We start from the raw sequence: 24,066 nt of genomic DNA, 5'->3' as shown, positions 1-24,066 counted from the left end.
TTACGCCCCCTGAAAATAAAAAACCCCGCCAGAAGCGAGGTTGATGGTTGTACTTTATTACGCCGGGTAACTCATTGATGTTGATATTTTTGCCCCCTTTGGCGCAATTATTTTCTGACGCTCCCCTGTTTTATCAGTGATCAGCGTAATTTCAATTTCTGACTTATCTCCACCAATACCTTGGGTGATATCATTATTGTCTCGCCCACTTTGCTGGGATGCATTTATGGATGTTGGCGGTAGCGCGTTGATATCAGAGGTGCCGGTATTTAACTCGCCTGGTTGGGGATGAATAGCGGGTAACCCCGGCATAATCTTCTGGAGATAGTTACGCGTTTCAGCAGGGGCTTTTCCCAACCCATGCTTTTTGACATTCCCCTGCCCCCAGTTATAGGACGCAACGGCTTGATTCACATTACCATCAAAATCTTTGAGTAGGTCGGCCAAATACTTAGCCGCAGCCTCACTGGACTTATTAAAGTCCATGCGGTCTTCCCGCGTATTTAATCCGTAGTCTCTGCCTGTCGCTGGCATAAATTGGAATGGCCCCTCAGCACCTTTGGGTGATAGTAGATTTTTACCTCGGTTAGATTCATTCAGGTAGACCCGATCAAGCAAGGTTGAAGGGAGGTTATACTGTGACTCTAACTGTTTTAGTCTCACTTGCTGCTGATCTTCGCCGGGGAGTAGGTAGGGTGATTTAACGGGAGCGACGTTTTTTTGCTTTTCTATCTCAAGCCGTTTCTTTTCCTGCGCTTCCCAATCCGCACCGTACTGATCATTTAATTTTTGGGTAAAATCCTTATCTGGATATCCAAACGTTAAATAGGCTTTCTCTTTAAACGATAATGTCTCTTTGAATTTATCGTCTACTCGCGCCCGATGAAGAATGTCTTTCTGTTTATCACCATGTGCAAACGAGTTTTCATCATCGTTCTCGCGCATCTTCATATCATGAAGCTGAGTTGCAGCACTTCCCTTGACCATATTTTCATCAGGTAAAAGTTTTTGGGCTGCCCATATTTTTCCTTTGGTCATCAACCCATCAAGCGCGGCGCTGGCCTCCTTTAACTGAGCATTCAATTCAACCAGTTGCGCATTAATCTTGGGGTCAACCGTTAAGCCAAAACTATCCGATTTAGCCAGTAATTCTTTGTACCTGACACCTTCCCGCATTAAGACCAACATAGGAGCATCAAACCCTAAAGCATCAGCCAAAGTCTTTTGAGTTTGTGGGGAAAGTTTAGGGAATATCTTGGCAACATTATCCAGTGTTTTATAAACATCTGCCGTGCCATCTTTGAGGCGCTCAATGACAATCCCATTTTGAGCAAGCAACGCTTGTGTCGTGTCATTGCGTGCCCATAAAGGGTCATTAAACGTCTTGTACAGACCCTCAACAGATTGACGGGCGGAGTCGCTATCTACCCCTAATATCTGCATAGCACCGCTAACACGGCTAAAATTTTCAACTGACATACCGGCATTTTTGGCCGCCACATCAAGCGAATAGGCTGAATCAGCAGCCGCACTTAACCCCTGGGCGGCTTTGACGCCAATATAGCCAACAGCGCCAAGCGCACCAAACCTGAGGACCTTGCTGCCAATCTCACCAACCATTTTTAGCGGGGGCACCATATCACCGACAAACTGCACACCTTCACGCGCAAACTGCCCCATTCCCTTTAGGCGAGCATTGAGGTCATCAATACCTTCAACCGATTCTTGCCCCCCTAATTTAAGTCCATCACGGGTTTTATCCAGATCAGGAATGAGATTTTTAACGGCCTCTTCGATACGCTGAATGGAGGCCGACGCCTGATCTGTCGCGGTCAGTTCAAAATCAAATGCATTACCCATTTTTCCCCGCCTTCACATTGTTAATTCTGACCGCCTGCTGATACCACCACTGTAATCGGCTATAGGTCAGGGACCAGGCATCTGCTGGCCCCCACCCATAGTAATAAGTCACATCCGCTAGTTCGTTACCCCATTCTCCGCCTGGGGGGAGTAGGCTAAAAAACTCATCATGTAGACCTCACAGGCTTTGTAGTCGGTGAAAGCCATTTTTTTGATGGCTTCACGCGGTACATTAGACACCAAAGAAATGAGTAACCCCATCGCACTGAGTGCCCCTGATTTGGCTTGCTCGTCATAAAACTGCTGAACCTGAATCAATATCGGTTCACTGAGTTCGATAGCCTCATAAGTGGTTTTAGTGGCTTCATGAGAAATAGGCTTAACCAACGTAATTGTTTTAGTGCGTTCTAATTCAGACATCTTAGTTCTCCGTCACCGATACAGAACCCCCTTCCCAGCGAATATCAGCAGTCGCTTCAGTGCTATCCACTTCTTGGGTATTTACCGACCACATACCACTGCCGATAATCGTTTTACCATTGGCCAGCTCACAGACAATATTGACATTGGTCTGATCGTTAAAATCGCTGATCGACGTGCCGCCACTGTCACGGATTTGGCAGGAAATAAACGGGGCATTAAAGGTTTCTTTGTAACCGTGCACCCCATCCATTCCCGTCAGGGTTTCACGCTTGTATTTTGAGGGGCTGTATTTGAATTGCCCCGCAACCATGATAGTCAGGCCGTCAACGGTGACATACGCTGTCCCCGCGAGGCGATTGGATGTATCACCCATGATAATGAGTCCTTATGCGGATGCCTGAAGGCGGAATTGGTTAAGAACGGCGAAGATACGCAACTGATTGATCAGGACTCCCGTCCACAGCACATCAACTCGATTAGGGTTGCTGGCGCTCTTTTTGACAATCAATCCCTTGGCAAACCCTTTGGCATCCTGCACATAGCCATTAAATTCCAGTGTCTGATACTGAGCAATCAGCTCGGCACGAATAATATTCGGCGTGATGATGGCCGAGCCTGGGGCAAAGCGGGTACCATCGGCAGCCAACTTCATGCGAGCAAACTTCGAGGTCACCTGAGTTCGTAGGTAGCGAGTGACAAACATCAATAAGAACAAAGTCTCAATCTGCAAATAGCTGTCATCTTCCGAGCCATACTTGTTCTTTTGATAGGTGGTGATGATGTTTTCTACCTGTACTGTGCCATCGTCGGTAACTGTCACGGTAGAGATCCCACTGTGCAGCAGGTTATTACGCTCGGTCAGGGTAAAGCGGCTGGCCAGCGGGGGAGCCAGTACACCACTGATTGCCAAAGTTTGTAACGGGCGTCCGGGGTCGTTACGCAGACTTTGCGCAATAGCGCCAACATAAGCCGCTGACCAGATATAACTCGGTGTTGGCGAGCCATTTACTCCCAACAGAGAAGCATGCTGATCATTACGCAATTCGCCTGCGGCTGTCAGTTGGCCATAAGTCCCCGATTGAGCAGCAAAGCTGTGACCGTACAACTGCTCTGCATAGCTCCAGCGACCGGTACTGTCTGACAGAAACTCTTTGATTTTATTCAACGAAGCCGTATCCGTGTACGGATTGATAATGAAATCAAAGGTCCGATCCTGCAAATTAGCCAGGGCATCATCCAGTTCAGGTGCGCCCGCGCCGCCCGCCATGGGTGTAAATGTCAGTACCAGGCTATCTGGCGTTGTTTCGCCACCGGCGCTACCCAAATAGTTCAGCCGTAAATCAAGGGTGTTACCGTGTGCGCCTTTGTTTTTGGCGGTGAGTGTGATCACTGCATCTACAGCCGCTGCCGTGACCGGTAGAGATGCAGTCGTATTGATTGCGGCCGTTAAAGCAGTGGCAACCGCAGCAACTTCATCCGTTGCCACGACTGCAACCTGTACGCGAATACCGGCGATATACAAAGAGATAACTCCAGTCGCGGATGCCTGAGTGGTAACTGTGATTTTACCTGTTGCAGCAACCATTGCGGTGGCATCACTCAACGGCAAAATGTAGATCTCTCCGGCGGTATCATTCGCCAGATATGCTGCCATCTGACCATGCAGCATGGAGCCTGCACCACACTGCCCCGCCACGGTGGCCGCTGAGGAGACCAGCACCGGTACATCAGCAGGCAGCGTACTGGAATCCAGCATCTGACCGATGATTAGCGTGCGCTGGGTCGTTGTTGCCGTGTTCGCCTGAGAGTTATCAAATTCAGCGAAGAAAAGCGGTGTCCGAAGATTGCTCGGAATATTAGTAAAGGGAATAGTCATTATTTGGTTTTCTCCGCTTTGGTTGCTTCTGGCGCAGGTTTAGCCTCTTTAGGCTGTTCGCGCACCACATCACCGTCGTTTAAGCGACGACGCCAAAATGAATTATCGGGAACCTCAGAGCCGGATTCAGGCAAAAAGGTGCCCTTAACCGGGTCACGTACAGCGCGACCGGCTACGGGTTTAACATGCATGGGATTTACTCCGAAAGGTCTATTGAAACCACAGGTTCGGTGGTGCCGTCTGGCATGGCTATAGTGATATCGATACCCAGCAGCGGGTCACCCACGATGGGGTAGAAATCTTCCGGCCCCTGGTAATACTCGATATCCAGTTCCATCAATAATTGAGCCAGATGGCCTTCACCACCCGAGCCCAGATCAATGGTTGAACGCACTTTGGCAAATTGCTGTATCTGGCGAGTGAGGTCATAACTGTTTATCACCGCCCGCTCAATTTGTTCTCGCAACCGTTCGAGCGCCAGCTCTGCCTTATTCGCCCCATCATTCTCATTTTCGCCGTCAAGCTCCTGCAACCGGCCAGTGATACGCACGGTGGTAATGGTGTTGAACTGCGGGGCGTTGCGGCCTAATGACTGTTTTTCCTCGATAAGGGTTTGCACCAAGATAACCGGATACATCTCCTCAGTGGTTGGCCAGTCACGCGGGGAGTAGACGCGGTTTCCCGCGTCAGTATTTCCGATGATGGCATCAACAACCAATTTCCTGACTTGCGCTGTATTCATGGTTTCACCCGATTAAGAATGAGTTTACTGCCGCCGTGACTGTCTGGCTGAACATCTGCTACAGCAAACAAGGTATTGACCGGTTCATTAGCAACGATGCCAATAAATACCCGGTCCCCCTGTTTAGGTGGTGAACGAAACTCACTGTCCCTAACCCCTAAAACGGGATTGGTGGTATTAATGGTGCTGCCATCATCCAGCGGGTCAATGGTGGTATAGGCCCGATCAAAGATGCCGCTGATGGTATAAGTTGGCTTACCACCAGCAGGCCGGTAATCAACCGGGTCACCAAATACCGCTTGTAGGGGGGCAAGAAGATGCTGATCCCAGTTGACACCCATCAGCCACCTCGATTTATCTTCACACCATCATCGACAGTGATTGAGGGGCCAATAGTGCTAGCCGCCTGCTGCCATAATGCTTTCACATCAGCAACCACGCCCAGGCTAATCAGCCGTTCAGCATCATCATGCAGCAGGAATAAACGGCTATTCTCCACATGAGTTTCCCCGCTATGGCGCAGAGTCTGGCCTTTTACGACAACAACCTCCAACTCGTCAGCGTCGTCCGTCGAATCATCATCCGCGAACTCGGGCGGATTTCCGCCCAGTTCATTGATAGTCGGTTGTTGCTTTGCTGGTTTTGTCATATCACACCACCGTCGCACAGAGTGAGGCATTTACTCGGCTTGGAATTACCAGTGGAGCAGATTGCATCAACAGGTAACGCTGTGCCGGGTCGGGCATAATCCATGACTTTGGTGCGAAAGCCATTGGACCGTAATTAAACGCAGGGTCTAGAATGAGACCAAAGGCGCGAGTCCCCATCAGGTCAGCACCTGACATTAATACTGCGCCATCTGGGATCATCGGCTTTTCAATGCCGTCCAGCGGGTCAATAAACCAGTCGTTATACAGCCACAGATCAAAGTTACCCCAGCGACCTTTATAAACCGCGCCTTTATTGACGCGCGGCCCCGCATCAACCTGATTACCAAAGGGACTTAATGCCGGGAATACGATGGCATTGTCTTTAATAGTGGTATCCAGACGGAACGCTTTCCATGAGGAGGTAGTAAATACCAGGTCAGTGGCCACCGATCCTGACTCTTTCAACATAAGCGTTTGCCAGTCTTCAATATCATCGGAGGGCTGAGTATTTGTTGCACCGGCAGCCACAGATAATGGCCATTTATCTGACCCACTCAATGTAATGGTCAGGTTACTGGAACGACCAAAATCAATGACCGTGGTCGGGAACCCATCCCCCACCACGGTAATCTGAGATTTAGTCAGCGCACTGGCGGCCATCCATTCCAGACGACGGTTAAGCATGTCGATCTGGTCTTCCATTTCAAACTGGATGTTTAACATTTCGCGCTCTGCGGCGGTGTATTCCCCACCAATGCGCTCCCCCATCTGGCGGCGGATCGGTTTACGCAAGTCAGGCGCGCGCTTGTCTTTGATATAAGCGGGTTTGAAGGTATTGGTTTGATACTTGCGGCTCTCCACCAGCTTCCCTTCAACTAACGGGGAAACGAAAGGAGACATACGACGTTTACCAATATCAACATCAATGGAAACCTCTTCGGTTTCATAGGTCACCACATTGGGAAAGAAGCGATCGAGTAACCAGTTCTGGCTTGTTTTCAGGTTGGGAACCAGACTCACCAGCACATTGGTATCGTAAATATTCATGTAATATCTCTTTTAATTTGCTGGCAGCCAGAGCCGCCAGACAAAGATTGAAGACGAGCAAACCCCTGCCAGATGAATAGCATTGGGTGCAAATTAAGAAAATGAGGTTTTAAACGGGTGCTTGAATACTGTCTTCGAGGAAGATTGAATACGAACGCAGTGCCGTTTTTAATTCAGCAAGCGTCCACGAATCATCGTGAATAACACTGTTCTGATTAAACTGCCCCATCAGGTAAACGCCACCGCGCTGGGCGGCAGTTGTGGTATCTACGTTATCCACCAGGATGGCTACAGGTACCTCACTGCCATCGGTGGCGCTCTTAACAGACTTGACGTACTCGCTTGATGCCTTGATTTTACCCATCACGGTACCGCGTAAGTGTATGAAATCTACCTGAGCAATAACGCCGGTATCTGTCACCAACTGCAATGGCCCGGCAACCAGTTGGTCTGGAACAAACAAAGATGATCGCATTCCCGGCTGAAACGCATTTTGGCCGAAGTTATCCATTATTTTTTACCTTTTGCTGAGTCATAGAGACTGGTCATTCTAGTGACCATTGATGCACCTTTTGATGCTGCAACGGCGTCCTGACCGGGTTGAGCATTACCTACTGCCTGCATCCGTTCATCCAACGAGCGTTTGCGCGGAGCGCTGGCAGATGCCGGTGCTGTAGCGGTAGTGGAGGCAAGCACCCGGATCACGGCGGCGGAACTCATGCCAGAATTGAGTGCTAGGGAGACCGCTAAATCACCGCGCCCGGTAGCATGCTTACTACCGAAAATACGCGCACAGCGGTTACGCTCAGCACGACGCCCCTTTTTAACGTTACGGTCTTCGGTGTCATCATCACCGTCATCGTCACTCCCTTCATCCGCGTCAGCATCATCGCTGTCGTCTTCAGCATCAGGGTCTTTATTGTCCTGATCATCAGAGTTATCGTTTTGGTCGTCATCGTTCTCTTCGGCATCAGGATCTTTTTTATCATCCTCAGCCTCACGACCTTTGGCTTTTTTGGCCTTGTCCTTATCGTCTTCGGTCTCTTCTGTTGCTTTGGCACCCCGGCCAAACAGGTGTGTAAAACCTTTAATTTTCGTCATTACTTTTCTCCAACCAATGTTAATAAATCGCGGAATGCGACATCAGGCGGGGCGACTTGATCAGCCAGCCCCAACTGCACACCATCAGCCGCTAAGAAACATGCCGCCTCGGTGTCTCTGATGGTTCTCTCTGCTATCCCGCGATTGCGGGAAACGGTACTCACGAACAAGCGGCCCATCTCGTCAACATCAGATTGAATGGCCTTCTTTGCCTCTTCGCTTAATGCTTCATAGGGATTTGATTCGGCTTTTCTGCTGCCAAAAGTGATTATCGTGACCTGTACGCCATCGCTTTTTATGCGCTGCGACCAGTCAACATGCATCACGATGACGCCGATAGAGCCAACCCCCCCGGTGCGCGGGACGATAATCCGATCTGCGGCACTGGCCAGTGCATAAGCGGCTGAATAGGCATTTTCGGACAGGATTGACCAAATGGGTTTAGCGCCTCGGGCGGCATAAATTTCATCGACCAAATCAAAACAACCGGCGACTTCACCGCCCGGTGAATCGATATCAAAGCAAATACCCTTGACCGCATCATCATTGATTGCAGTCAGAAAGCTGGCGCGAATACCGTCATAGCCGGTCATGCCGCTGTAGGGTCGCAAGGTGCCTAACTTTTGCACCAACGTGCCCTGAATCGGAATGACCGCCACGCCCTCGATAACGTCATAACCGCAATCACGACCCTTGCGTGAAAAGAAATCATCCTCTTCATCGGCCCAATCGGCATTAGACTGAATGCGCGTCAGGCCGAACCGGTCAGTCAATGCCGCCATAACCACTTCAGCCTTGTGCGGATGAAGGGCCAGCGGGGTGTTAAATAGCCGCTGGGCTAAATGTGGAAGATTCAAGGTGCCTCCGGTTTATGTTGTTGGTTGGCTGTAGGCTGATCGGGTGCAAAGGTTTCAGCTTGCAACCATGTAGGGATCGGCAATCCACGCTCAATGTAAGCCTCACGTTCTCGCTGACGCTGATCCAGCAATTCCTCCCAGTCTTCACCCACGTTTTCAGCGGCTTCCATTTCGAGAGTAGATAGCCCCGCCTCCATCCCAAGAATGGCCCCTTTCTTCTCAGCCACCGGATCAACCCAACCACGACCGGGACCCATCCACTGAGCACGGCAATATGCCGCTTTCGCTGTGAGAAAATCAGGTGCGCCATCAGGCAAGGGAACCTCACCTAAATCATGCAATTCTTCGATAAAACACGACAATATTGGCTGGGCAAAGCCTGTTGCAAAATCATCGCGACGGCGGGTCAGGGTTTTCCAAGCTTCCAGCATTGCTGATCGGGCTGAGCTGTAGTTAACATCTGACCAGTCCTGTGTCAGTTGTTGGGTAGAAATCCCCAATGACGCGGCGATGTTCCGCAACGCTGCGCTTTCAAAGGCAACAAAGTTACTGGTTGGTCGAACCGCGTTAAGGGTGGTCATCTCCTCACCGGGTGCAAGTATCGGAATACGTGCGCCACCCTGTAGTGACAGCCGTTTTTCGTCGTGATACTCGCGGCGCATGTCTTGATATCGGTTAACTTCCTCACCCGTATCAAGGGCGTCCGCTACCAAACTTGGGTCATAAGGTGATGTGATAAAGGCGGCAAAAATGGAGTTCAGGATTGACGACTGCAACTCAACCTCATCGTACTTAATCAGCATTTTAAGACGCTGAACGATGGGAGTGAAAATACTGATACCCCGATGCTGGGAGGCCCGGTCACTATCAAAATCATGGATGACGATTGGGCGACCCCAGTCAGTTTCACGCGGGATACGCTCCCAGGTCATGGTTTCTTTACCGCTCCACCAGTCGCCCATGTGAGCTTTTCGGATGTGATAAGCAATAGGCACCCCATCCTCATCAATCTCTACCCCACCACGAATATTCGGCATGTCGAAATTTTGCTGAGGGTTGCTTAACCTATCCGGGTCAATTATCTGCATGGTCGTGGCATACTGCGCACGCCCATAGCCCAGACGGTCAGGTCGATATTGCATCACACAGAGCGCATCACCGTCAGTCAGTTTGTGGCGAAAACCAAGCCGTAGTAGTTGGGCGACTGTTTTCTTCCTTTCCACATCACAATACCGGTTCGGATCATTCGCCCACGTTCGCCAGCCTGATTCAATGGCCCGTCCATATTCATCAGCCCATTTTGCGTCAAATTTAGGATTCCCGGTCATCAGTGCCAAAGTCCGGTAATCAACCTTGGCAAGCGGCCGGAAAGACGCACCCACGGCATTATCCAAAATGCGGGTAACGCTGCCCGATGCCCAACCATCGTTACGTACCATGTCGCGAACGCGGGCAACAACCTGATCGCGGGAGGTATTGATTTCGTTATCCGGTGACCACAAGGACGGCTGCCAATTGGCCATAGAATCACTGAATGAATCAGCAGCGTCATACGGAACCCCTCGGGAACCACTCAACATTGATGCCCTTGATTTGGATGGCGGCAAGGGGCTACCGTCAGGACCTAAAATCCTTACTGGGTTTTTCATCAGTAACGAAACCTTATCGCCCTGCGTGGACGCTTAACGATGCCTAGCTGAGCCTGAAGAAGCTGAATGAACCCCATGAGTGTCCCAATATCTGTTTGCTGATAGGTAACCGATCGGGTGCCATCCCCTTGCGCATAGGAGAACGAAACGCCCTTCGCGCCGGACGATAATTCGATATAGGCTTGCTGCGCTCGGTTTAATGCCTCTTCTAATTGGGCGCGACTCATCGCACCGGCCAGTAGGCTAGTGTTTGCATTGAACATGGATATCCTTACGCCAGCCTTCTGGCTCTACTTTTGGGTGTAGTGGGTTGTGACTCTGGAATAATGACGCCCGGAAAACGCAAGTTGGGCTTGTCTTCTGTAACGTCAGAAGGAGGCAGTAATTTTTCAGGATGACTTAAAAGGCTGTCAGCATATTGGTTAAGACTTAATCCAAAATGCAGCAACCCTTTCAATGCTGCATAGCTGTATACCCGGCAATCTAATGCCTCATTTGCGCGCCCGGGCAATAATTCCCAAACGCGATAACGTTGCCCGCCCGCCGTTTTAACAACGGAGCGCTCTGCAAGTAATTGGCTAAAATAGTGTAAATCACGCTCAACTGGGTAGTGCATATACCCAGCAGAAGGGATTCCCGCCGCCGGTTGCTCCATGTGAAGACGGGAACGAATGGCGTCTTTTGCAGCATTAACACCCAGTATAATGGGCTTGAATTGAGACTTTGACCGAGAAGATGGTCGCTTTGTTGGCCAGATGGGTGAACGCTTACCGCCTCTTGCCGACTCGCCTTTTATCGCCCATATCCGCCGTCCAATACGCTCTTTGGAAAACTCATACACTTTCTGTGTATGATGCCCGCCGGAGTCGTGACAGGCAGCCATAATCGTAAAACCTCGCCCGTCCGCTCTCCGCCATGTCTGCTTCAGGTAAGCATCAAGCCGACGCCAGGGTTCGTCAGTTTCTAAATCCCCCTCAATAACGTCATAAGCGATAGACCAGCTTTCTTCATTCCGGCCCCAGCCCACCACCTCAATCTCAAGTCGTCCGTCTTGTGTATCGATACCGGCGGTGACGACGGCAACACCATCAGGGACTTCAGCGGAATAAACCTCACAACGTTCTGCCAGACTTTTTTCACTGAGCGCCTTTTCACCGCGATCTTCATAGGGTTCACCCAAGACAAGGTTAATAAATGTCTGGCGCATCAAAGGGTCATCTTTTACCCGCAACCACTCGGCAACCAGATACTTCCATGCCGCGTTAGGGAAGAGACTGTATCCCGCCCAAATATGAAAACCCGCATGCCCTTTAAAGGGCATAGTTGCCTGCCACCTTCCCGCTTTCACCATTCCGGCTTTATCGTTGTGATGGATCACACAACCGTTATGGCAGCAAACATAATAGGCGGTATCGGGTAATCCATTACCGTCAGAGTCTTTATCCCACTTAATTCCGTATGGCGTTGTTGGCCCACCCCATTCCAGCGTTTGAAACTCACCACAGTGAGGGCATGGAACATAATATTTACGCTGATCACTTTCAGCATAAGCCTTCTCAATGCGGCTAATTCCTTTAACCGTCGGGGTTGATCCTAATATTATTTTTCTATTCCAGAATGTCTCTGAACGCTTGGTACCCAAGGCTATCTGATCACCATCAACACCGGCCCCCGCTATCGGATACCCATCAACTTCATCAAAAGCAATGATTCGACAAGTTATACGACGGAAGCCACCAGGACTGTTTGCCCCTACCAGCGTTAAATTAGAACCGTTGAGAAACTGCTTTTTAAGGATGGTCTGGTTACTGCTCTTGGCTTTCGGATCACCGGATATCTCAGCGAGAACAGGGGTATCCCTGAGCATGGGAGAAATTTCAGTCTTACTGTAATCCTCCGCATCTTCAACACGGGGTTGCACAACTAAAATGGGTGAAGGGTCATGTACCAGGTAATAGCCGATAACATGATCCAAAATCTTGGTGTAACCCACTCGGGCAGATTTCATGACGGACACCTGAGTAACCAGTGGGTCAGTTACTGCATCCATAATGCCATCCTGATAAGCAAAAGAGCGAAATCGTCCAGTCTGTGCACTGGTCTCTTTTGACAATACCGCATGCTTATTGGCCCACTCACTCAATGATAGAGGTTCGGGTGGCTTTACGTTCTTGCGTCGTTGATGCAGTTCCGTAGAGAAGTTTTGCCAAGCGACTGGGTCAACTGCTCTCTCCGTTGTTATTGTTATCAAGGCTTAGCTCCTCCATTGCCTCGTAAACCACTTCTTGCAGTGCTTCAACAAACTCCGCATCGTTAGTGGTTGAGGCCAGCACCCGCAAGCGGGGACCATGTTCGGGAGCGATGGCAATCAGGCGGGTACGCATACGTGAATATTCGCTTCCTACCGCCTCAATCATCTCTTTGTAAGGAAGTACCTGACCTGATTTAATGTCATATTCCAACCGAGTGAGCAGCGCCAGAAAGTTTTCTTTCATTTCTCTGGCTTCATCGATTGTCATCTCGACGCCGCTTTCAGCAATCATTTTCTTCACAACGTCTGCGGGAGAATCCACCGGATCTTTATCAGGTCTGTTACCTGATCTGTTACCTTTGGCTCTGTTACCCGTCTTGTTACCTGCTTTGTTACCCTGCGTGTTACCTGCAACTTTTTTCTCTGGTCGGGTAACAGTTTTCCGAAAGCGCTCAATGTTGGCATTTGATGCCTCGACATCAATGTCATCACCCGCTAAAACCAGCCACCCACGCGCCTTCCACGCCGTAACCGTCTTTCGACTGACATTGTGAAGTTTGGCAAAATCTGACTGGTTCATGTGTTACCTCAGTTGTTACCTGTTACCCAAATTTCAAAAGTTGAAAGCTAGACGCAGAACGGGGCGCGCAATGTCCCGTGTAATAAGATCCCGAGAGAGGGACCCATTTTTTTCACGCATCGACTTCGCGCTCACGCTGTTCAAGTAACTCTCCACATTCGCTAGATGTAGAAAGCATTTCTATCAACTTCTTTCGCACATCATCATCAACATCGAATTGAACAATATTTGTTCCCATATGAAGAAGGCATAATGATTTATTCCCCAAATCGTTTGTTAACACATTAAGGGAATAAATGTCCGGCTTGCACAGAGCAATACCGGTTTCTGTAACCAAAGTTTTATTAATGAGGTCAGTCATGGGGATACTCTCCGAGTTAAACACTCTTCTTGAGAAAATACCGCTGTGGGTAAAGTTACAGTCAGTTCCCAGCGAAGTTGAAGCTTTGAAACTTAGAGTCGCAGCACTTGAGGCTGTAATAAATACCACTGCAGGAGGAAAATGCCCGAAGTGTGGAAAAATGACTTTTGCATTAGAGCGAACCGAGGTAGATCCAACGTTTGGCGAGTTGGGCGTGCAAAGAGATGTTTATATATGCTCGAGCTGTAACTATTCAAAGTTTGAACAAATAAGTTAAAGCTCTATTTGGCTCCGATAATAATCGGAGCTTTACTCAATTATTTAGCCGTTTTAAGTGCCTGCTCGATTGCCAGGCTTAACGCACCAGGCATCAAAGCCTGTGCCATTGCATTCGCCCGGTCGAAGTATCCCAGCGTGGGTTTAACTGCCAATGCGTCACCAAACTGTATCAGCAGCTTAGGTGCTCTTTGCTTCTCTCTGGCGCGATGCACGCCATTAGGAGAGCGTTTCTGACGCTTCTTAACCTTTTTGCTCTTCTTGCCTTTCTTGCGCTGGAAGAAACCACTAACGCCATTCACCTCACCTACAAAGACATTTTCTTTAGCTTTGAGTTGCTGAGTTTTATTACGGGCTAAGTTGCCGAACTTATTCAGCTTTATGTTTTTGGGGTTGAGCAACGCCTGACCATTGAGCTTGTGCTGACCGCCAAACTCGAACGGTTCGAGATAACTGGCAGCAATATCACGCACAAATACTTTGGCCTGTAATCGGTCTTTACGAGCACCAAACGAGCCAACAGAACTCACGGTGAAAGGGGTCGGATTATCCAGATTGCGCTGCATACCCACCTTTTGAGCAGCAGCAATCTGGCGAGCAACACTGGTTAATGCCTGGGCTGCTGCAAAAGGAATTTGCTTTTTAATCTGCTGGAGCTGATTGGATAAATCCTTAAGAGTTGCCATGATCTATCCCTAAATAGAAAAACCACCAGCATTTACCCCCACAGCGAGCCGGAGGTAACGAGGTGACTTTGGTTTGCGCATTATCGATGGCACTCAATGAATGCCACCTGTAATGCTCATGCGATTGTGTGCCTGGTTACTTCTCCACCTCAGGCGGCGGTGGTATCTTGGGAGTTCTCACACAACCAAAAAGGGAATATCTATGTCGATGCTCGATAATCAGGAAATTGAGTTACCCGCATGCCCTAAGTGCGGCATCAAGACGAAGAAGAAATACGCTTGGCTTAAGTCTCATCGTCACTTCACTTGCCGGTGCGGTAGTCAAATCAACGTCGATGTTAGTGATCTGACTCGCAAAATCGGGGCTATTGAGAGCAAACTGAAGAAGCTGTTTAAATAATTCTTTGTCGATTGTGATGGTTTCGCTTGGCTGAGCTTCTACCTGTAATATCTGGAAACTCAGCCTATCACCCGCCAGTTGTTCTGCAATCAAACCCGGACTATCCATCATTACCCCCCCCCTCAATGGGTGTTTATGCGTTTTGAAGCTTTATCACTTCTCTCGCCATATACCTTGTCGCTCTAAAAAGTAGAGAGGAAGCAGCGAAGAAAATTGAAGTAACGATCCACCCGATGTATGCCATGCACGAAATAACAGCAATGAACCGCATCCAGCCCATTACCTTTTTAAATTTTGATTTATCTGATGGCTTAAATATCTTGCCCAAATAATCTACCAGCGTTTGTTTCTGTTCGCCGGTGACAGCATATATGGCAATAATAATCCCAATGGCAATAGCCATTAAGATCAGCGAGAGTAGTATTAACAACCATGAATAAGCTTGAGCAATATTTAATAAGGCGCTTTCTGGTTGCCATAGTCCGTAACCCAGCAGCAACAGGAAAACAGTGTCGATTAAATTAATAACTATCTTAGATTTCAATTTTGAATCCCTACTGTGATCGGGCATCGTTAATTATTCGTCGGTCGTCAGTGACAACCTTTTGTAGCGCAGTAAGTTTCTCGACTAGCTTGTCGGCTCGTTCAGCGATTGAAATAAGAAACCCGACATCTGCGTCTGAAAATCCGCAGTCTCTGGCTGCATCAGTGAGCTGTCCACTGGCGGGAGTAACGGGCATATCCCCAACTGAAGCGGCGAGACATTCGAAACGCTTTTGCAGCTTGAGATTGCCAGCACGGTAAGCAGCAATAGTGCCTTTTGCTTTGTTCTCAGCATCGACTACCCCTTGTTGATATGCCTTTAATCCGGCTGACTGGGCAGCCTGAAGTTGAGCCTCTTTTTCGGTGGCGCTCTTTCTGGCGACCAGCTCTGCCGTCACGTCTGATTTATCGCGTTCAGTCCATCTGAGAGACCATTCCGAATTTTTACTATCGCTACCCCACCAGTACCCGCCGCCGACTAAAACTGAAATCGTCAGTGCGACGGCTATCAATCTCAATAGGGTTTCTTTCATGCGGATATCTCGAAGTGAGGACTATCCGTTTCTCCCTTCTCTTGAATGCCGTTTCCGTTCCAATCGGCACCCCAAGTAATTTTCACACCCAGCTCACTGGCAGCTTGAAACATCGCTTTGGACACGGCTTTAAAAGAAGACAAGTTGTCCCAGCCCGTTACCGGCAATAAATCAACAGCATTGCCATCAATATGCTTGGATTTCATTGTCCAAGTGACAATCTTACCGTCCACTGTTCTTCCCTGAGCGTATAGCTGCTCTTGCCGCGCTACAGTGCGCACCCCTTCGATAACACCGAAATCAACCGTCGATAGCTCCAGAGCGCGGCGAACCACTCTCACCAAGTCAGCATTAACGCCTTTGAGATTACCCTCACTCCGCTGGCTGAATCTGAAATTACTTGTCATTACTCTTCCCTTCTTCAATCGGCCGGCCCGTTACCTTCCACTTGAACAAGCTGGATAAATAATCCGTGCCGAGATAACCAATAATTACGCTTGAAAGGTATGCGAGGTCGGTCGATAACCCGAAGAAATTAAGTAGGTCACGCACCGCAAAAGCTATCGCAGCACACATCAGTGCATCCAAAAAACATCTACGCCATGGCTTCTCGTTATACCGGCCACGTAACCAGGCGATAATCCCAGCGATCCCGCCATAGCCCAACTCGGGACGATGTGCGGCTATCCATCGGGTAATGATGTCCATAAGGTCAGGGTTGTTATGCATTTTCATATCTCCCCCTCCCGGACGGGCTGGGCGTGTAGTTAAGGAATTTAGCCCATCAGTGCAGCCACTCATCTGTTAATAGTGTGTGTGGAGTTGATTGGGTGACTGATGGGCTAAAACGAAAAAGCCCCAGCGGTTAAGCTAGGGCTAAAATTTGGTACGCCATCGCGGACTTGAACCACGCACCGTCAGCTTAGAAAGCTGGCGCTCTATCCTGATGAGCTAATGGCGTAATATTTTAATATATAAACAAAAAAATGCCCCTACGAAGCGGGCCAAATCCTCTAAAGTCACATACAACAGGGGTAAATCGTTGTGAGTTCAACCCTACGCCTAAATGAGTAGGAAGCAATGAGAATCTCGGACAATATTATGAAAATCGTGCAATTCAATGAAGATAACTCTAATTAACTTTAAATTAACAGGATATTTGACATGAAAAAACCAAAGATGCTTACCGAAAAATCTGATTTCTATTGATAACTAATCTACAGAAAGCATTCCAATAGCTAAACTCAAATAAAATTTACGTTCTTCATTTTGCTCTTGTAAAAATTCAGACTTGAAATGTTGTACTAAATTATTCAAGTCGATATTTTCTCCACTTACGCGAAATTTAATAACAGCTTCGCCGATTAACCTACTTACGTAATCGCATGTAGCATTTAAGCTATATCCCTTAGGGATCATAAAAACCTCAAAGTTAAAATTCCCCATTCAGTGTAGGTTATTTCTTGTACAGATTATCTTTCTTACCAATAAACCACTGAATGTGCTTAGGTTGCTCAAATTATTACAGTTATGGTTACATTTCAGGATCAATACAAAGCAATCTGCTGGCCGTATACCCTCAAAATACAAAAGGCCCACCAAAGTGAGCGTTAACGTACCTTAACGTTTTCATGCCGTTAACTATAATTTGAAGCCGGTTGCAGTTCCGGCGTCAACATCTACCAATGTGCTGACCGCATACCTTTCAATGTACTTCTGTGGTGGCCGGCGCTGATCTCGGCTATGTCAGATTCTCACTGCGCTACTCCGTTTATTAGGGAGTGGGTTTACACTCTCCCTTGCAGACCGTCTGCTGGAGTTTTGCCAGCCTGCACGGTCACTTCATCTCCAGTATTGCGGCGCTTTAGCATGCGCATTCACCACATTCGGCTGGATACTGCCTCGTCCAAGCCTCGGAGGATGGAAAGATTCAGGCTCTTTCAAGTACCCATGCGAATGTAGAATGCAAAAAGCCCTGACCGGTTAGAGTCAGGGCTTAATAAAAGGAGTATCGTTACGGGGGCCTGCCCGTGGTACTGGCTAGTTGGTTATACATTAACTCTAGCTTATGAAACCATTAATGCGATTGGATAGTTTATAAAAGTCACTATTACGAATGCGTATTATTAAGTATATCTTTATGAATTTTATTAGCTTATCTATTCAATTTGACTTAAGTCACATTAATTAAATAAAACAATCATATGATATCTGGCAGTAAAGATTTCCCTGGTGTTCGCCTATTTGCACCCCTTACCAAGATAAACGGTGGTAAGGGTTTTTTTTGCACCCAATAATCAACATTCGGCTGGATACTGTTTCACAACGATCGGATTAACCAATCCAGTACCCATGTGAATGCAGGCTTACTCTTTGTTGGCAGATTCTACATACGGGATAATCACACATGTAGAAAAGCCCGGCGATTAACCGAGGCTTTGAATTTGGTGCTGTGATAGCTAACCCTGTAACCGTACCAACGATAATGCAATCCATGCACCAAGGTAACTATCACAGCACCATATAATTAACATTGTAATTATAAACAAAGAGTAAACATAACCATGCTTATAGTTGTCATGCATCACAAAATGACAAAAACCAGAGCGATTAACTCAAGGGCTGAAATTGGCCCGCCACCGAGGTCTCGCACCTCGCACCTACAACAATAATGGTTATCGGCTCTATCCAGCTGAGCTAGTGGCGGTTGGAGTAGATTCTACGCATCAATTTATAAACACACCATCAGCAAGGTTACTTTTCAGAACATTCACCCTACTAATGTAAGCCCTATAAACGACAAAGCCCCGCCGAAGCGAGGTCTTTTTAATTGTGTAAGCTACGTGACAAAGTAACCACTCTTAGCAGAGTAATAGGTAAAACTCGTAACGAATAGCCTTTTTATGCAATTTTTTCGATATCAGTTTTATAGGTCCACTCATCCATTTCTAACCTGGCACCCGCCATAATCAGACAAGCGTCAACAAAGGTTTCTGCCATCATAAGCTTGAGTCTGATTTTCCCCTCAGAGCATCTCTGTTTCCTTGCTATTGCTGATTTTGATATCCCTTTTTTGTAGTGCTGCTCAATCAGCTCATAGTCTTCGTCTCGCCCTGCTTTCTTAAGCCTCCCAACAGCTGAATCCACAAGCAGACCATCATTATCACAGCACGACAATCGTGATTTTGTGGTACTGGGTAGCAGGCCTTTAAACCCTGCGGCAATGGGGGAGTAACCAACACCACTATCTTCATTTGCTGCCCAACCGCCCCAGCGTTCTAATACCAATTGAATATCACGCATATTTATGGATACCCCTCTGAATCTCTGAACGTTACCCAATAAAAAAGCGAGCCGTATTTAATATACGACTCACTATTTATATTGATTAGCTATGTAGATATATTACCATAACTCGTAACGATAACTAAGATAATAGCGTCAATATCGACCACAATAGCAACGTATTAGACGATGTTAATGCTATTATTTAATTATCCATCAACGCATCCCCTATACGCACTCATGCACTCCTATCAAATTCAGATATACCGCATCACTATTTGAGCCAATAAAATCCTGATGTCGCTCACTTTGCAAATACCATTTCAATACATCCAGTGCCTCTCGTTGATGGCGAGGACGGATGATTTCAAGCTTCTTATCAAGATAGGTTTCACGGTCTGATATAGGGCCGTCGCAATCATAACCATATCCACCAGGGTCCATTTCTTTGCAAGCAGCATTACGCACCGTATATAACCATTGCCAATACTGAAATTCTCTTACAACATCAGACAGTGTATGAGGCTCTGGTAAAACCCCAGCGAAACCCTTTGACGCTTGCGCTCGCAGGTCCCATACCTCAGTAACTCGCTTACCCTCAACACATCCCTTCTTTTTTTCCTCAGGTGTCCAGCCAAAATCATCATCATAGATATCGCCATAGGCCACCTCCATTAGTTGTTCTGCTCTAGTAGGCTCCAGAGCTGCCTCATAACTGCCGAATGTACCCCTGACCTCTGCTGCGCGGGAATATTGTGTTCTGGCTCGGTCTATATAATGCTGTGGGTCCCCCATCATTAGTGTGGAAAAGCCAGCAGTCCACCCGGCGCCATTCGCTTCTAAATAACGAGTGTAATTATCACGAGCATCTTTGGGGGAGATAGTCAGTTTGTGCAAAGCTTCCTCTGCCGCCGCAATATGTCCCGGTTCGCCGGTATTGATAACCTCCAACACCCACAAATAGGCGTCGGTCTGCTTATCTCCCGTAATGCGCCTCTGCACTGGTAAGGGCTTGGGCACGATAAGTGCGGTGCTGTATTGCTTCTCTGGTATCTCAAACATCGCGACATGCTCGGGATTATCAGCAAATAACCCCGACCGCTTACAGGCGCTTTTGACCGTGCTCAAATTCAAATTAGTCATATCGGCTATCCGTTTATAACCGATGCCTGATTGTTTAAGCCGAAATACCTCAGCACGTAATTCTTTTGTCATTCTCATGATATGCATACCCTGTATTCTTTTACTCTCTGTCAGGGCATTGGTGTAATACCCCACCAGAGAGAATGATTTATCCGATTCAGGTCAGTTCAAATGGAGGCGATCCGCTTATTCCTCCAAATCATCAGGCATCATGAGCACCACGAAGTGAGGCTGCTTACCGTCAATTCTGAGCGTTTTCTTAGTGATCCCCTTGCTCGGTTTATCCAACATACCGGCATCCACGAGAGCCTGAGCAAAAGCCACCGCATTGGCACCTACGGCAATCTCGTTTCGAAAGACTGAGGGAAAAGTATGAAATACCAATGTATCGAGCCCCGGCTTTTTCTCTCGATATCCCGCCAAATCCTTTATTGGTAAATCTCGCGGATCCGTTTCAGGGTGTGGTAAATAACGGCTATAACCGAAGCGTTGCAAGAAAGACTCAGCCTGTTCCGCCCATGCTTTTGATTCACGATTACCCATACCAAAATCATTAACCCATGCATTAAAGCCATGTTGTAAAGCATCCCGGCACTCTTGCTCACTCCAACTGGTAAGGTGTTTGGAAAGCAGCAAAGCGGCTTCCAGTATGGCGAACCTCGATGCAACACGGCGTACCTGTTCACTGGCTTCATCGGGTAATAATGCTATCCACCGACGTTCCGCATCCCTGACAGCTTGCGCTGCCGCCTCTTTCTGACTGGCTAGACATTTTATCCATGCCCGCCCTACCGCACCGTAGTGGTCTTTACAGGCATCTCGCATAGCATCTGCATGGGCTTTACCGTCCTTGAAACCATGGTATTCAGTTGCTTTGGTGATGGGCACATTTAATAACCGCACCAGTTGACCAGCGTTTACCTTGCCTCCATCAGCTCGGATATAACTCTCAAGATCGATTTCACCGGTACTGAATGCCATTGCTCGCCAGCGTTTCACATCCCGGTTACCGCCCTCCTTGGCCCCCTGAATTTTGCCGACGCCGTTAAACAAAGCGTAAGCAGCATCAGCAACTGCGCGTTTATTGCTGCCTTGCCCTATCTCATCCAGCGGCATAAAACCGTCATTGTGCGCCGCAGCCTCATTTACCAAGCCCAATGCTGTTGAGTACCACGTCAGTTTCAGCGCTTCGGGTTCACCATAAACAGTGGTAGCCGCGTTACCCGTCGTGGTTTTACCCGCGGAGGAGCCACCGAATAAATGAACACCAAAACCATCCGCACCAGCCAAACCAATCAGCGGAGCAGAAAAGGCACAGGCAATACCCAACATCATGGAGGGATTACCTCGAGCAAGTTTGGCCACATTGTTGCGCCAGCTCTCTGGGGTCCCTTTAGTGGTGTAGCCTTTTGCCGCCGATGAGCGACCATTAAAGAGTACCGGGGTTGCAGGTGCGCCAATCACCGAACCATCAGGCATGATGTATGCACCGCACTGCCAGCCAGTAGCATTGGCTACTGTCCAAAGCTGCCGCTCTCCACTGCGTTGCAGGTAGTCAGCCAGTATTGCCCGTAATCCACTTTTTGCTGTGATAGATAAACCACCAGCTCGCAGCCGCGACCAGCCTTCCCGCTCGCCAATGTCACGCATGGGTAAAGCTTCTGAACGTTCGGTACTGTTACCCTCCGGCGTCCAGGAGAGGATCAGATACCGCTCGTTATCGTCTTCACCTATCCCCGCAACGGATATCGGGTCACTCAGCCAGCTTTCTCTTTCCGTAATATTGCCGTTACTTTTATCCAGTTTGGGTTCAACCCAATACATGCCACCTTTACGCTCATCGACATATGGACGTCTGACATCCTGAGGCTCCGCTACCGGAGGCACCTCTTCTGCCAAAATATGTGGTTGATATAGAGAATCAGCAAACGCGGTAATACTCGTATCCAGTCCATACTGCTGACGATAATCATCCCAGTCGGCTTTATGGTCTGTCGGTGGTAAGGCAACCCAGCCATTCACCGCGGTAGCCGCTTTCTCAGCAGATTCTTTCCCGATATTCTTTTCACCGGGTTTAAGGTCGTTATCAGCAGCAATGATAATTTTCGCATCAGGCCAACGTTCCCGACTGGCTTTCGCTATATGGATCAGGTTCCCTTCATCAATAGCAGCCAGCACAACCCCATCACTCAGTAACGAAACTGTAACGCCGGTTGCGTTACCCTCAGCAATTAACACCGTTACAACCAGCTCATCATTCAGTGCAGTTGGAAGTCTCACTGGAATGAATGAACCTTTCTTGATGGTGCCGGATATCAGTCGCTTGGTGCCATCAGGCTTAATCACCTGCGCACCCGTTACCTCACCCTCCATTGTTTGCAGCACCAGTAACAAAGAACCGTCACTCAATAGGGCTTTAGAGGGGCTTGAAAGCCCCTTATTAAGTAGGTACTGAGATTCGCCAGATACCGTTTTCGCCACCAGCTCCGCAACCTTATCCGCTATTGGGATACCGGGTTGTACCGGCTGTTTTACATATTTAGCAGGCACCGGCGCAGACACTCGTGAATCTGGGTCCATTCCCAATGCGTCTGCTACCATGACCGCCGCCTCAGTGGATGTGCATTGCTTAACTTTCTGTACCAGCTCAAGCCCATCACCGGCACCACACTGATTACAGAAATGAGTCCCACGTCCATCCTGATCATCAAATCGGAATCTGTCTTTGCCACCACAAGCAGGACAAGCAGAATGGTCGCGAGGTCTTTCCGGTACATCAATACCGAGATAACCAAGAATATCGCGCCAACGGTTGGTGGCCTGAGCCGTAACTTCACGGATCAAATCAATGGGCTGTTTCATCGACTCCCTCCTCGTAAGCGGCGACCTTTAAGCTATCGATGTATCTTGCCAGAGCAGCATGTAAGCAACCTGTTATTGCTGAATTATCAAATTCACCGGCATCAATCCGTTGATAAACTTCAGTTACAGGGACCTCAATCAAAGGTAACCACACATCGCTTCGCAACACATGAATCGTGATACTAGGAATTCCATAAAGAGGAATTGTTTGTCCTACCATATATTTAGTCATGCTGCGTTTCCCCCACTGAATACCAGCCCATGCCGGTTATCGTGAGGATTAGCCAAAGTCTCTACGACTGTAGCCTTCATGACTTCCGTCATTGTCTCGACGCCGTGCGGTGTCAATTTACTGTTATCTTTACTCAGCATCTGAGTGTAGGTTTCCACAAGAATCCGCGAGCCGTCATCACGCCCGAATTCCTGAAAACAAAGCACTTCCAAAGAATGAATAAGGCAATTACAAATTGCTGCCTCAGTTAAATTTTCCAGAACAACAACCTTTCTAGAATTAATAATGACATTGGCAATGGATTCGCCTCTATTTCGTTTCTGACAATAAGCGATAAATGCCACTGCAATATGTTTACGATTTAATTCGATTGAATGATTCAGGTTCGTCATAAATATATCCTTTCCTTTCATCAGGCCGAGCGAGTCCCCAGCCTGACGGCTGTTATTTTTTAGATGTTGGAATGCTAACTAATTAAATACAGGGCATTTAGCTACTGGCTATATCAAGGCGCTCCATTTTGTCCGGCCTCCCGCTCAAGCAAATGAACCGCAACTGGCCCGGCGAGATCTAGTGCTAGACCTAGTAATTCCTTTTCGTCAGTAGTATCTAATTCAACATTGGATTCAAACATCAACAGCAAGAGAGCATTTAATTGACCAGCCTTATGCGTGGCAATATCCAGAGGTACTGATTCATTGGCTTTCAT

General features: G+C 48.1%; 31 protein-coding genes and 1 tRNA gene. 1 reads left to right on the top strand and 31 read right to left on the bottom strand.

What is annotated here, in order from left to right; genetic code table 11:
* Window positions 1-57: 57 nt before the first annotated feature.
* From V1956_RS11055 to V1956_RS10975, 17 genes are all read right to left on the bottom strand, one after another.
* Complete coding sequence (locus V1956_RS11055; protein WP_442825113.1) at window positions 58-1,860, bottom strand: lytic transglycosylase domain-containing protein; 1,803 nt, start codon at window positions 1,858-1,860, stop codon at window positions 58-60.
* Between the two features lie 117 nt (window positions 1,861-1,977).
* On the bottom strand, window positions 1,978-2,280 hold the full coding sequence (locus V1956_RS11050) for a phage tail assembly protein (protein WP_442825112.1): 303 nt from the start codon (window positions 2,278-2,280) through the stop codon (window positions 1,978-1,980).
* A 1-nt stretch (window position 2,281) separates the two neighbouring features.
* The gene (locus V1956_RS11045; protein WP_050319427.1) at window positions 2,282-2,656 is read right to left on the bottom strand and encodes a phage tail tube protein; all 375 of its coding nucleotides are present in this window, start codon (window positions 2,654-2,656) and stop codon (window positions 2,282-2,284) included.
* 12 nt (window positions 2,657-2,668) lie between these two features.
* The gene (locus tag V1956_RS11040) at window positions 2,669-4,159 is read right to left on the bottom strand and encodes a phage tail sheath subtilisin-like domain-containing protein (RefSeq protein WP_442825111.1); all 1,491 of its coding nucleotides are present in this window, start codon (window positions 4,157-4,159) and stop codon (window positions 2,669-2,671) included.
* Window positions 4,159-4,350: a DUF2635 domain-containing protein gene (locus V1956_RS11035; protein ID WP_049525600.1), complete on the bottom strand. Its 192-nt coding sequence runs from the start codon at window positions 4,348-4,350 to the stop codon at window positions 4,159-4,161. The genes V1956_RS11040 and V1956_RS11035 overlap by 1 nt, the downstream gene beginning before the upstream one ends.
* Window positions 4,351-4,355: 5 nt before the next feature.
* Entirely contained in the window at window positions 4,356-4,901 is a 546-nt protein-coding gene (locus V1956_RS11030) for an ATP-binding protein (RefSeq protein ID WP_442825110.1), read from the bottom strand.
* A complete protein-coding gene (locus tag V1956_RS11025) occupies window positions 4,898-5,242 on the bottom strand; it encodes a head-tail joining protein (RefSeq protein WP_049678638.1) in 345 nt (114 codons plus the stop codon). The genes V1956_RS11030 and V1956_RS11025 overlap by 4 nt, the downstream gene beginning before the upstream one ends.
* Window positions 5,242-5,550 carry a hypothetical protein gene (locus tag V1956_RS11020; protein ID WP_442825109.1) on the bottom strand — a complete coding sequence of 103 codons (309 nt, stop codon included), beginning with the start codon at window positions 5,548-5,550 and terminating at the stop codon, window positions 5,242-5,244. The genes V1956_RS11025 and V1956_RS11020 overlap by 1 nt, the downstream gene beginning before the upstream one ends.
* Window position 5,551: 1 nt before the next feature.
* The gene (locus V1956_RS11015; RefSeq protein WP_442825108.1) at window positions 5,552-6,598 is read right to left on the bottom strand and encodes a major capsid protein; all 1,047 of its coding nucleotides are present in this window, start codon (window positions 6,596-6,598) and stop codon (window positions 5,552-5,554) included.
* A 109-nt stretch (window positions 6,599-6,707) separates the two neighbouring features.
* Window positions 6,708-7,109: a head decoration protein gene (locus V1956_RS11010; RefSeq protein ID WP_442825107.1), complete on the bottom strand. Its 402-nt coding sequence runs from the start codon at window positions 7,107-7,109 to the stop codon at window positions 6,708-6,710.
* Window positions 7,109-7,699 (bottom strand): DNA primase, encoded by a 591-nt coding sequence (locus V1956_RS11005; protein ID WP_442825106.1) that lies wholly within the window; start codon window positions 7,697-7,699, stop codon window positions 7,109-7,111. Before V1956_RS11005 ends, V1956_RS11010 begins: the two co-directional genes overlap by 1 nt.
* Entirely contained in the window at window positions 7,699-8,556 is an 858-nt protein-coding gene (locus tag V1956_RS11000; RefSeq protein ID WP_408576661.1) for a S49 family peptidase, read from the bottom strand. The genes V1956_RS11005 and V1956_RS11000 overlap by 1 nt, the downstream gene beginning before the upstream one ends.
* Window positions 8,553-10,205 carry a phage portal protein gene (locus V1956_RS10995; protein ID WP_442825105.1) on the bottom strand — a complete coding sequence of 551 codons (1,653 nt, stop codon included), beginning with the start codon at window positions 10,203-10,205 and terminating at the stop codon, window positions 8,553-8,555. Before V1956_RS10995 ends, V1956_RS11000 begins: the two co-directional genes overlap by 4 nt.
* The gene (gene gpW / locus V1956_RS10990; RefSeq protein ID WP_442825104.1) at window positions 10,205-10,468 is read right to left on the bottom strand and encodes a gpW family head-tail joining protein; all 264 of its coding nucleotides are present in this window, start codon (window positions 10,466-10,468) and stop codon (window positions 10,205-10,207) included. Before gpW ends, V1956_RS10995 begins: the two co-directional genes overlap by 1 nt.
* 8 nt (window positions 10,469-10,476) lie before the next feature.
* Window positions 10,477-12,453, bottom strand: a complete 1,977-nt coding sequence (locus V1956_RS10985) for a phage terminase large subunit family protein (RefSeq protein WP_442825802.1) — start codon at window positions 12,451-12,453, stop codon at window positions 10,477-10,479.
* Window positions 12,425-13,036 (bottom strand): hypothetical protein, encoded by a 612-nt coding sequence (locus tag V1956_RS10980; RefSeq protein WP_005278871.1) that lies wholly within the window; start codon window positions 13,034-13,036, stop codon window positions 12,425-12,427. The genes V1956_RS10985 and V1956_RS10980 overlap by 29 nt, the downstream gene beginning before the upstream one ends.
* 112 nt (window positions 13,037-13,148) lie before the next feature.
* Window positions 13,149-13,397 (bottom strand): hypothetical protein, encoded by a 249-nt coding sequence (locus V1956_RS10975; RefSeq protein WP_442825103.1) that lies wholly within the window; start codon window positions 13,395-13,397, stop codon window positions 13,149-13,151.
* On the opposite strand from V1956_RS10975, the gene V1956_RS10970 reads away from it, so the two are divergent.
* Entirely contained in the window at window positions 13,396-13,674 is a 279-nt protein-coding gene (locus V1956_RS10970; protein WP_442825102.1) for a hypothetical protein, read from the top strand. The two genes, V1956_RS10975 and V1956_RS10970, sit on opposite strands and share 2 nt — an antisense overlap.
* Window positions 13,675-13,714: 40 nt before the next feature.
* On the opposite strand, the gene V1956_RS10965 is transcribed toward V1956_RS10970, so the two are convergent.
* The 14 genes from V1956_RS10965 to V1956_RS10900 all read right to left on the bottom strand — a co-directional run bounded on the left by V1956_RS10965 (window position 13,715) and on the right by V1956_RS10900 (window position 24,066).
* The gene (locus V1956_RS10965; protein WP_442825101.1) at window positions 13,715-14,359 is read right to left on the bottom strand and encodes a hypothetical protein; all 645 of its coding nucleotides are present in this window, start codon (window positions 14,357-14,359) and stop codon (window positions 13,715-13,717) included.
* A 232-nt stretch (window positions 14,360-14,591) separates the two neighbouring features.
* Window positions 14,592-14,870, bottom strand: coding sequence for a hypothetical protein (locus tag V1956_RS10960; RefSeq protein ID WP_442825100.1), 279 nt, complete (start codon window positions 14,868-14,870; stop codon window positions 14,592-14,594).
* A gap of 22 nt (window positions 14,871-14,892) precedes the next feature.
* The gene (locus V1956_RS10955) at window positions 14,893-15,303 is read right to left on the bottom strand and encodes a hypothetical protein (RefSeq protein ID WP_442825099.1); all 411 of its coding nucleotides are present in this window, start codon (window positions 15,301-15,303) and stop codon (window positions 14,893-14,895) included.
* A 10-nt stretch (window positions 15,304-15,313) separates the two neighbouring features.
* Window positions 15,314-15,835 (bottom strand): DUF2514 family protein, encoded by a 522-nt coding sequence (locus tag V1956_RS10950; protein WP_442825098.1) that lies wholly within the window; start codon window positions 15,833-15,835, stop codon window positions 15,314-15,316.
* Window positions 15,832-16,242, bottom strand: coding sequence for a M15 family metallopeptidase (locus tag V1956_RS10945; protein WP_442825097.1), 411 nt, complete (start codon window positions 16,240-16,242; stop codon window positions 15,832-15,834). The genes V1956_RS10950 and V1956_RS10945 overlap by 4 nt, the downstream gene beginning before the upstream one ends.
* Window positions 16,232-16,570, bottom strand: coding sequence for a phage holin, lambda family (locus V1956_RS10940; RefSeq protein WP_442825096.1), 339 nt, complete (start codon window positions 16,568-16,570; stop codon window positions 16,232-16,234). Before V1956_RS10940 ends, V1956_RS10945 begins: the two co-directional genes overlap by 11 nt.
* A 149-nt stretch (window positions 16,571-16,719) precedes the next feature.
* Window positions 16,720-16,796 (bottom strand) — tRNA-Arg (locus V1956_RS10935).
* 251 nt (window positions 16,797-17,047) lie between these two features.
* On the bottom strand, window positions 17,048-17,254 hold the full coding sequence (locus V1956_RS10930; RefSeq protein ID WP_420072123.1) for a hypothetical protein: 207 nt from the start codon (window positions 17,252-17,254) through the stop codon (window positions 17,048-17,050).
* 1,482 nt (window positions 17,255-18,736) lie between these two features.
* Window positions 18,737-19,138, bottom strand: coding sequence for an antiterminator Q family protein (locus tag V1956_RS10925; RefSeq protein WP_442825095.1), 402 nt, complete (start codon window positions 19,136-19,138; stop codon window positions 18,737-18,739).
* A 210-nt stretch (window positions 19,139-19,348) separates the two neighbouring features.
* Complete coding sequence (locus tag V1956_RS10920; RefSeq protein ID WP_442825094.1) at window positions 19,349-20,341, bottom strand: hypothetical protein; 993 nt, start codon at window positions 20,339-20,341, stop codon at window positions 19,349-19,351.
* Window positions 20,342-20,449: 108 nt separating this feature from the next.
* Entirely contained in the window at window positions 20,450-23,125 is a 2,676-nt protein-coding gene (locus V1956_RS10915; RefSeq protein ID WP_442825093.1) for a DUF927 domain-containing protein, read from the bottom strand.
* Window positions 23,109-23,357, bottom strand: a complete 249-nt coding sequence (locus V1956_RS10910; protein WP_049602774.1) for a hypothetical protein — start codon at window positions 23,355-23,357, stop codon at window positions 23,109-23,111. Before V1956_RS10910 ends, V1956_RS10915 begins: the two co-directional genes overlap by 17 nt.
* Window positions 23,354-23,749, bottom strand: coding sequence for a hypothetical protein (locus V1956_RS10905; protein WP_049602773.1), 396 nt, complete (start codon window positions 23,747-23,749; stop codon window positions 23,354-23,356). The genes V1956_RS10910 and V1956_RS10905 overlap by 4 nt, the downstream gene beginning before the upstream one ends.
* Window positions 23,750-23,862: 113 nt before the next feature.
* Window positions 23,863-24,066, bottom strand: a complete 204-nt coding sequence (locus V1956_RS10900; RefSeq protein ID WP_032905637.1) for a hypothetical protein — start codon at window positions 24,064-24,066, stop codon at window positions 23,863-23,865.

The sequence above is a fragment of the Yersinia sp. 2540 StPb PI genome, from assembly GCF_052217165.1.
GTDB classification, from domain to species: Bacteria; Pseudomonadota; Gammaproteobacteria; order Enterobacterales; family Enterobacteriaceae; genus Yersinia; species Yersinia enterocolitica_E.
Note: the sequence above shows the minus strand (reverse complement) of the source record. Positions and strands in the feature narration are given on the sequence as shown.

What these genes read in the sequence shown, in the direction of transcription:
- V1956_RS11055 (WP_442825113.1), bottom strand. Translation starts at nt 1,860, where the DNA reads ATGGGTAATGCATTTGATTTTGAACTGACCGCGACAGATCAGGCGTCG.
- V1956_RS11050 (WP_442825112.1), bottom strand. Translation starts at nt 2,280, where the DNA reads ATGTCTGAATTAGAACGCACTAAAACAATTACGTTGGTTAAGCCTATT.
- V1956_RS11045 (WP_050319427.1), bottom strand. Translation starts at nt 2,656, where the DNA reads ATGGGTGATACATCCAATCGCCTCGCGGGGACAGCGTATGTCACCGTT.
- V1956_RS11040 (WP_442825111.1), bottom strand. Translation starts at nt 4,159, where the DNA reads ATGACTATTCCCTTTACTAATATTCCGAGCAATCTTCGGACACCGCTT.
- V1956_RS11035 (WP_049525600.1), bottom strand. Translation starts at nt 4,350, where the DNA reads ATGCATGTTAAACCCGTAGCCGGTCGCGCTGTACGTGACCCGGTTAAG.
- V1956_RS11030 (WP_442825110.1), bottom strand. Translation starts at nt 4,901, where the DNA reads ATGAATACAGCGCAAGTCAGGAAATTGGTTGTTGATGCCATCATCGGA.
- V1956_RS11025 (WP_049678638.1), bottom strand. Translation starts at nt 5,242, where the DNA reads ATGGGTGTCAACTGGGATCAGCATCTTCTTGCCCCCCTACAAGCGGTA.
- V1956_RS11020 (WP_442825109.1), bottom strand. Translation starts at nt 5,550, where the DNA reads ATGACAAAACCAGCAAAGCAACAACCGACTATCAATGAACTGGGCGGA.
- V1956_RS11015 (WP_442825108.1), bottom strand. Translation starts at nt 6,598, where the DNA reads ATGAATATTTACGATACCAATGTGCTGGTGAGTCTGGTTCCCAACCTG.
- V1956_RS11010 (WP_442825107.1), bottom strand. Translation starts at nt 7,109, where the DNA reads ATGGATAACTTCGGCCAAAATGCGTTTCAGCCGGGAATGCGATCATCT.
- V1956_RS11005 (WP_442825106.1), bottom strand. Translation starts at nt 7,699, where the DNA reads ATGACGAAAATTAAAGGTTTTACACACCTGTTTGGCCGGGGTGCCAAA.
- V1956_RS10995 (WP_442825105.1), bottom strand. Translation starts at nt 10,205, where the DNA reads ATGAAAAACCCAGTAAGGATTTTAGGTCCTGACGGTAGCCCCTTGCCG.
- gpW (WP_442825104.1), bottom strand. Translation starts at nt 10,468, where the DNA reads ATGTTCAATGCAAACACTAGCCTACTGGCCGGTGCGATGAGTCGCGCC.
- V1956_RS10980 (WP_005278871.1), bottom strand. Translation starts at nt 13,036, where the DNA reads ATGAACCAGTCAGATTTTGCCAAACTTCACAATGTCAGTCGAAAGACG.
- V1956_RS10970 (WP_442825102.1), top strand. Translation starts at nt 13,396, where the DNA reads ATGGGGATACTCTCCGAGTTAAACACTCTTCTTGAGAAAATACCGCTG.
- V1956_RS10975 (WP_442825103.1), bottom strand. Translation starts at nt 13,397, where the DNA reads ATGACTGACCTCATTAATAAAACTTTGGTTACAGAAACCGGTATTGCT.
- V1956_RS10965 (WP_442825101.1), bottom strand. Translation starts at nt 14,359, where the DNA reads ATGGCAACTCTTAAGGATTTATCCAATCAGCTCCAGCAGATTAAAAAG.
- V1956_RS10960 (WP_442825100.1), bottom strand. Translation starts at nt 14,870, where the DNA reads ATGATGGATAGTCCGGGTTTGATTGCAGAACAACTGGCGGGTGATAGG.
- V1956_RS10950 (WP_442825098.1), bottom strand. Translation starts at nt 15,835, where the DNA reads ATGAAAGAAACCCTATTGAGATTGATAGCCGTCGCACTGACGATTTCA.
- V1956_RS10945 (WP_442825097.1), bottom strand. Translation starts at nt 16,242, where the DNA reads ATGACAAGTAATTTCAGATTCAGCCAGCGGAGTGAGGGTAATCTCAAA.
- V1956_RS10940 (WP_442825096.1), bottom strand. Translation starts at nt 16,570, where the DNA reads ATGAAAATGCATAACAACCCTGACCTTATGGACATCATTACCCGATGG.
- V1956_RS10930 (WP_420072123.1), bottom strand. Translation starts at nt 17,254, where the DNA reads ATGATCCCTAAGGGATATAGCTTAAATGCTACATGCGATTACGTAAGT.
- V1956_RS10925 (WP_442825095.1), bottom strand. Translation starts at nt 19,138, where the DNA reads ATGCGTGATATTCAATTGGTATTAGAACGCTGGGGCGGTTGGGCAGCA.
- V1956_RS10920 (WP_442825094.1), bottom strand. Translation starts at nt 20,341, where the DNA reads ATGAGAATGACAAAAGAATTACGTGCTGAGGTATTTCGGCTTAAACAA.
- V1956_RS10915 (WP_442825093.1), bottom strand. Translation starts at nt 23,125, where the DNA reads ATGAAACAGCCCATTGATTTGATCCGTGAAGTTACGGCTCAGGCCACC.
- V1956_RS10910 (WP_049602774.1), bottom strand. Translation starts at nt 23,357, where the DNA reads ATGACTAAATATATGGTAGGACAAACAATTCCTCTTTATGGAATTCCT.
- V1956_RS10905 (WP_049602773.1), bottom strand. Translation starts at nt 23,749, where the DNA reads ATGACGAACCTGAATCATTCAATCGAATTAAATCGTAAACATATTGCA.
- V1956_RS10900 (WP_032905637.1), bottom strand. Translation starts at nt 24,066, where the DNA reads ATGAAAGCCAATGAATCAGTACCTCTGGATATTGCCACGCATAAGGCT.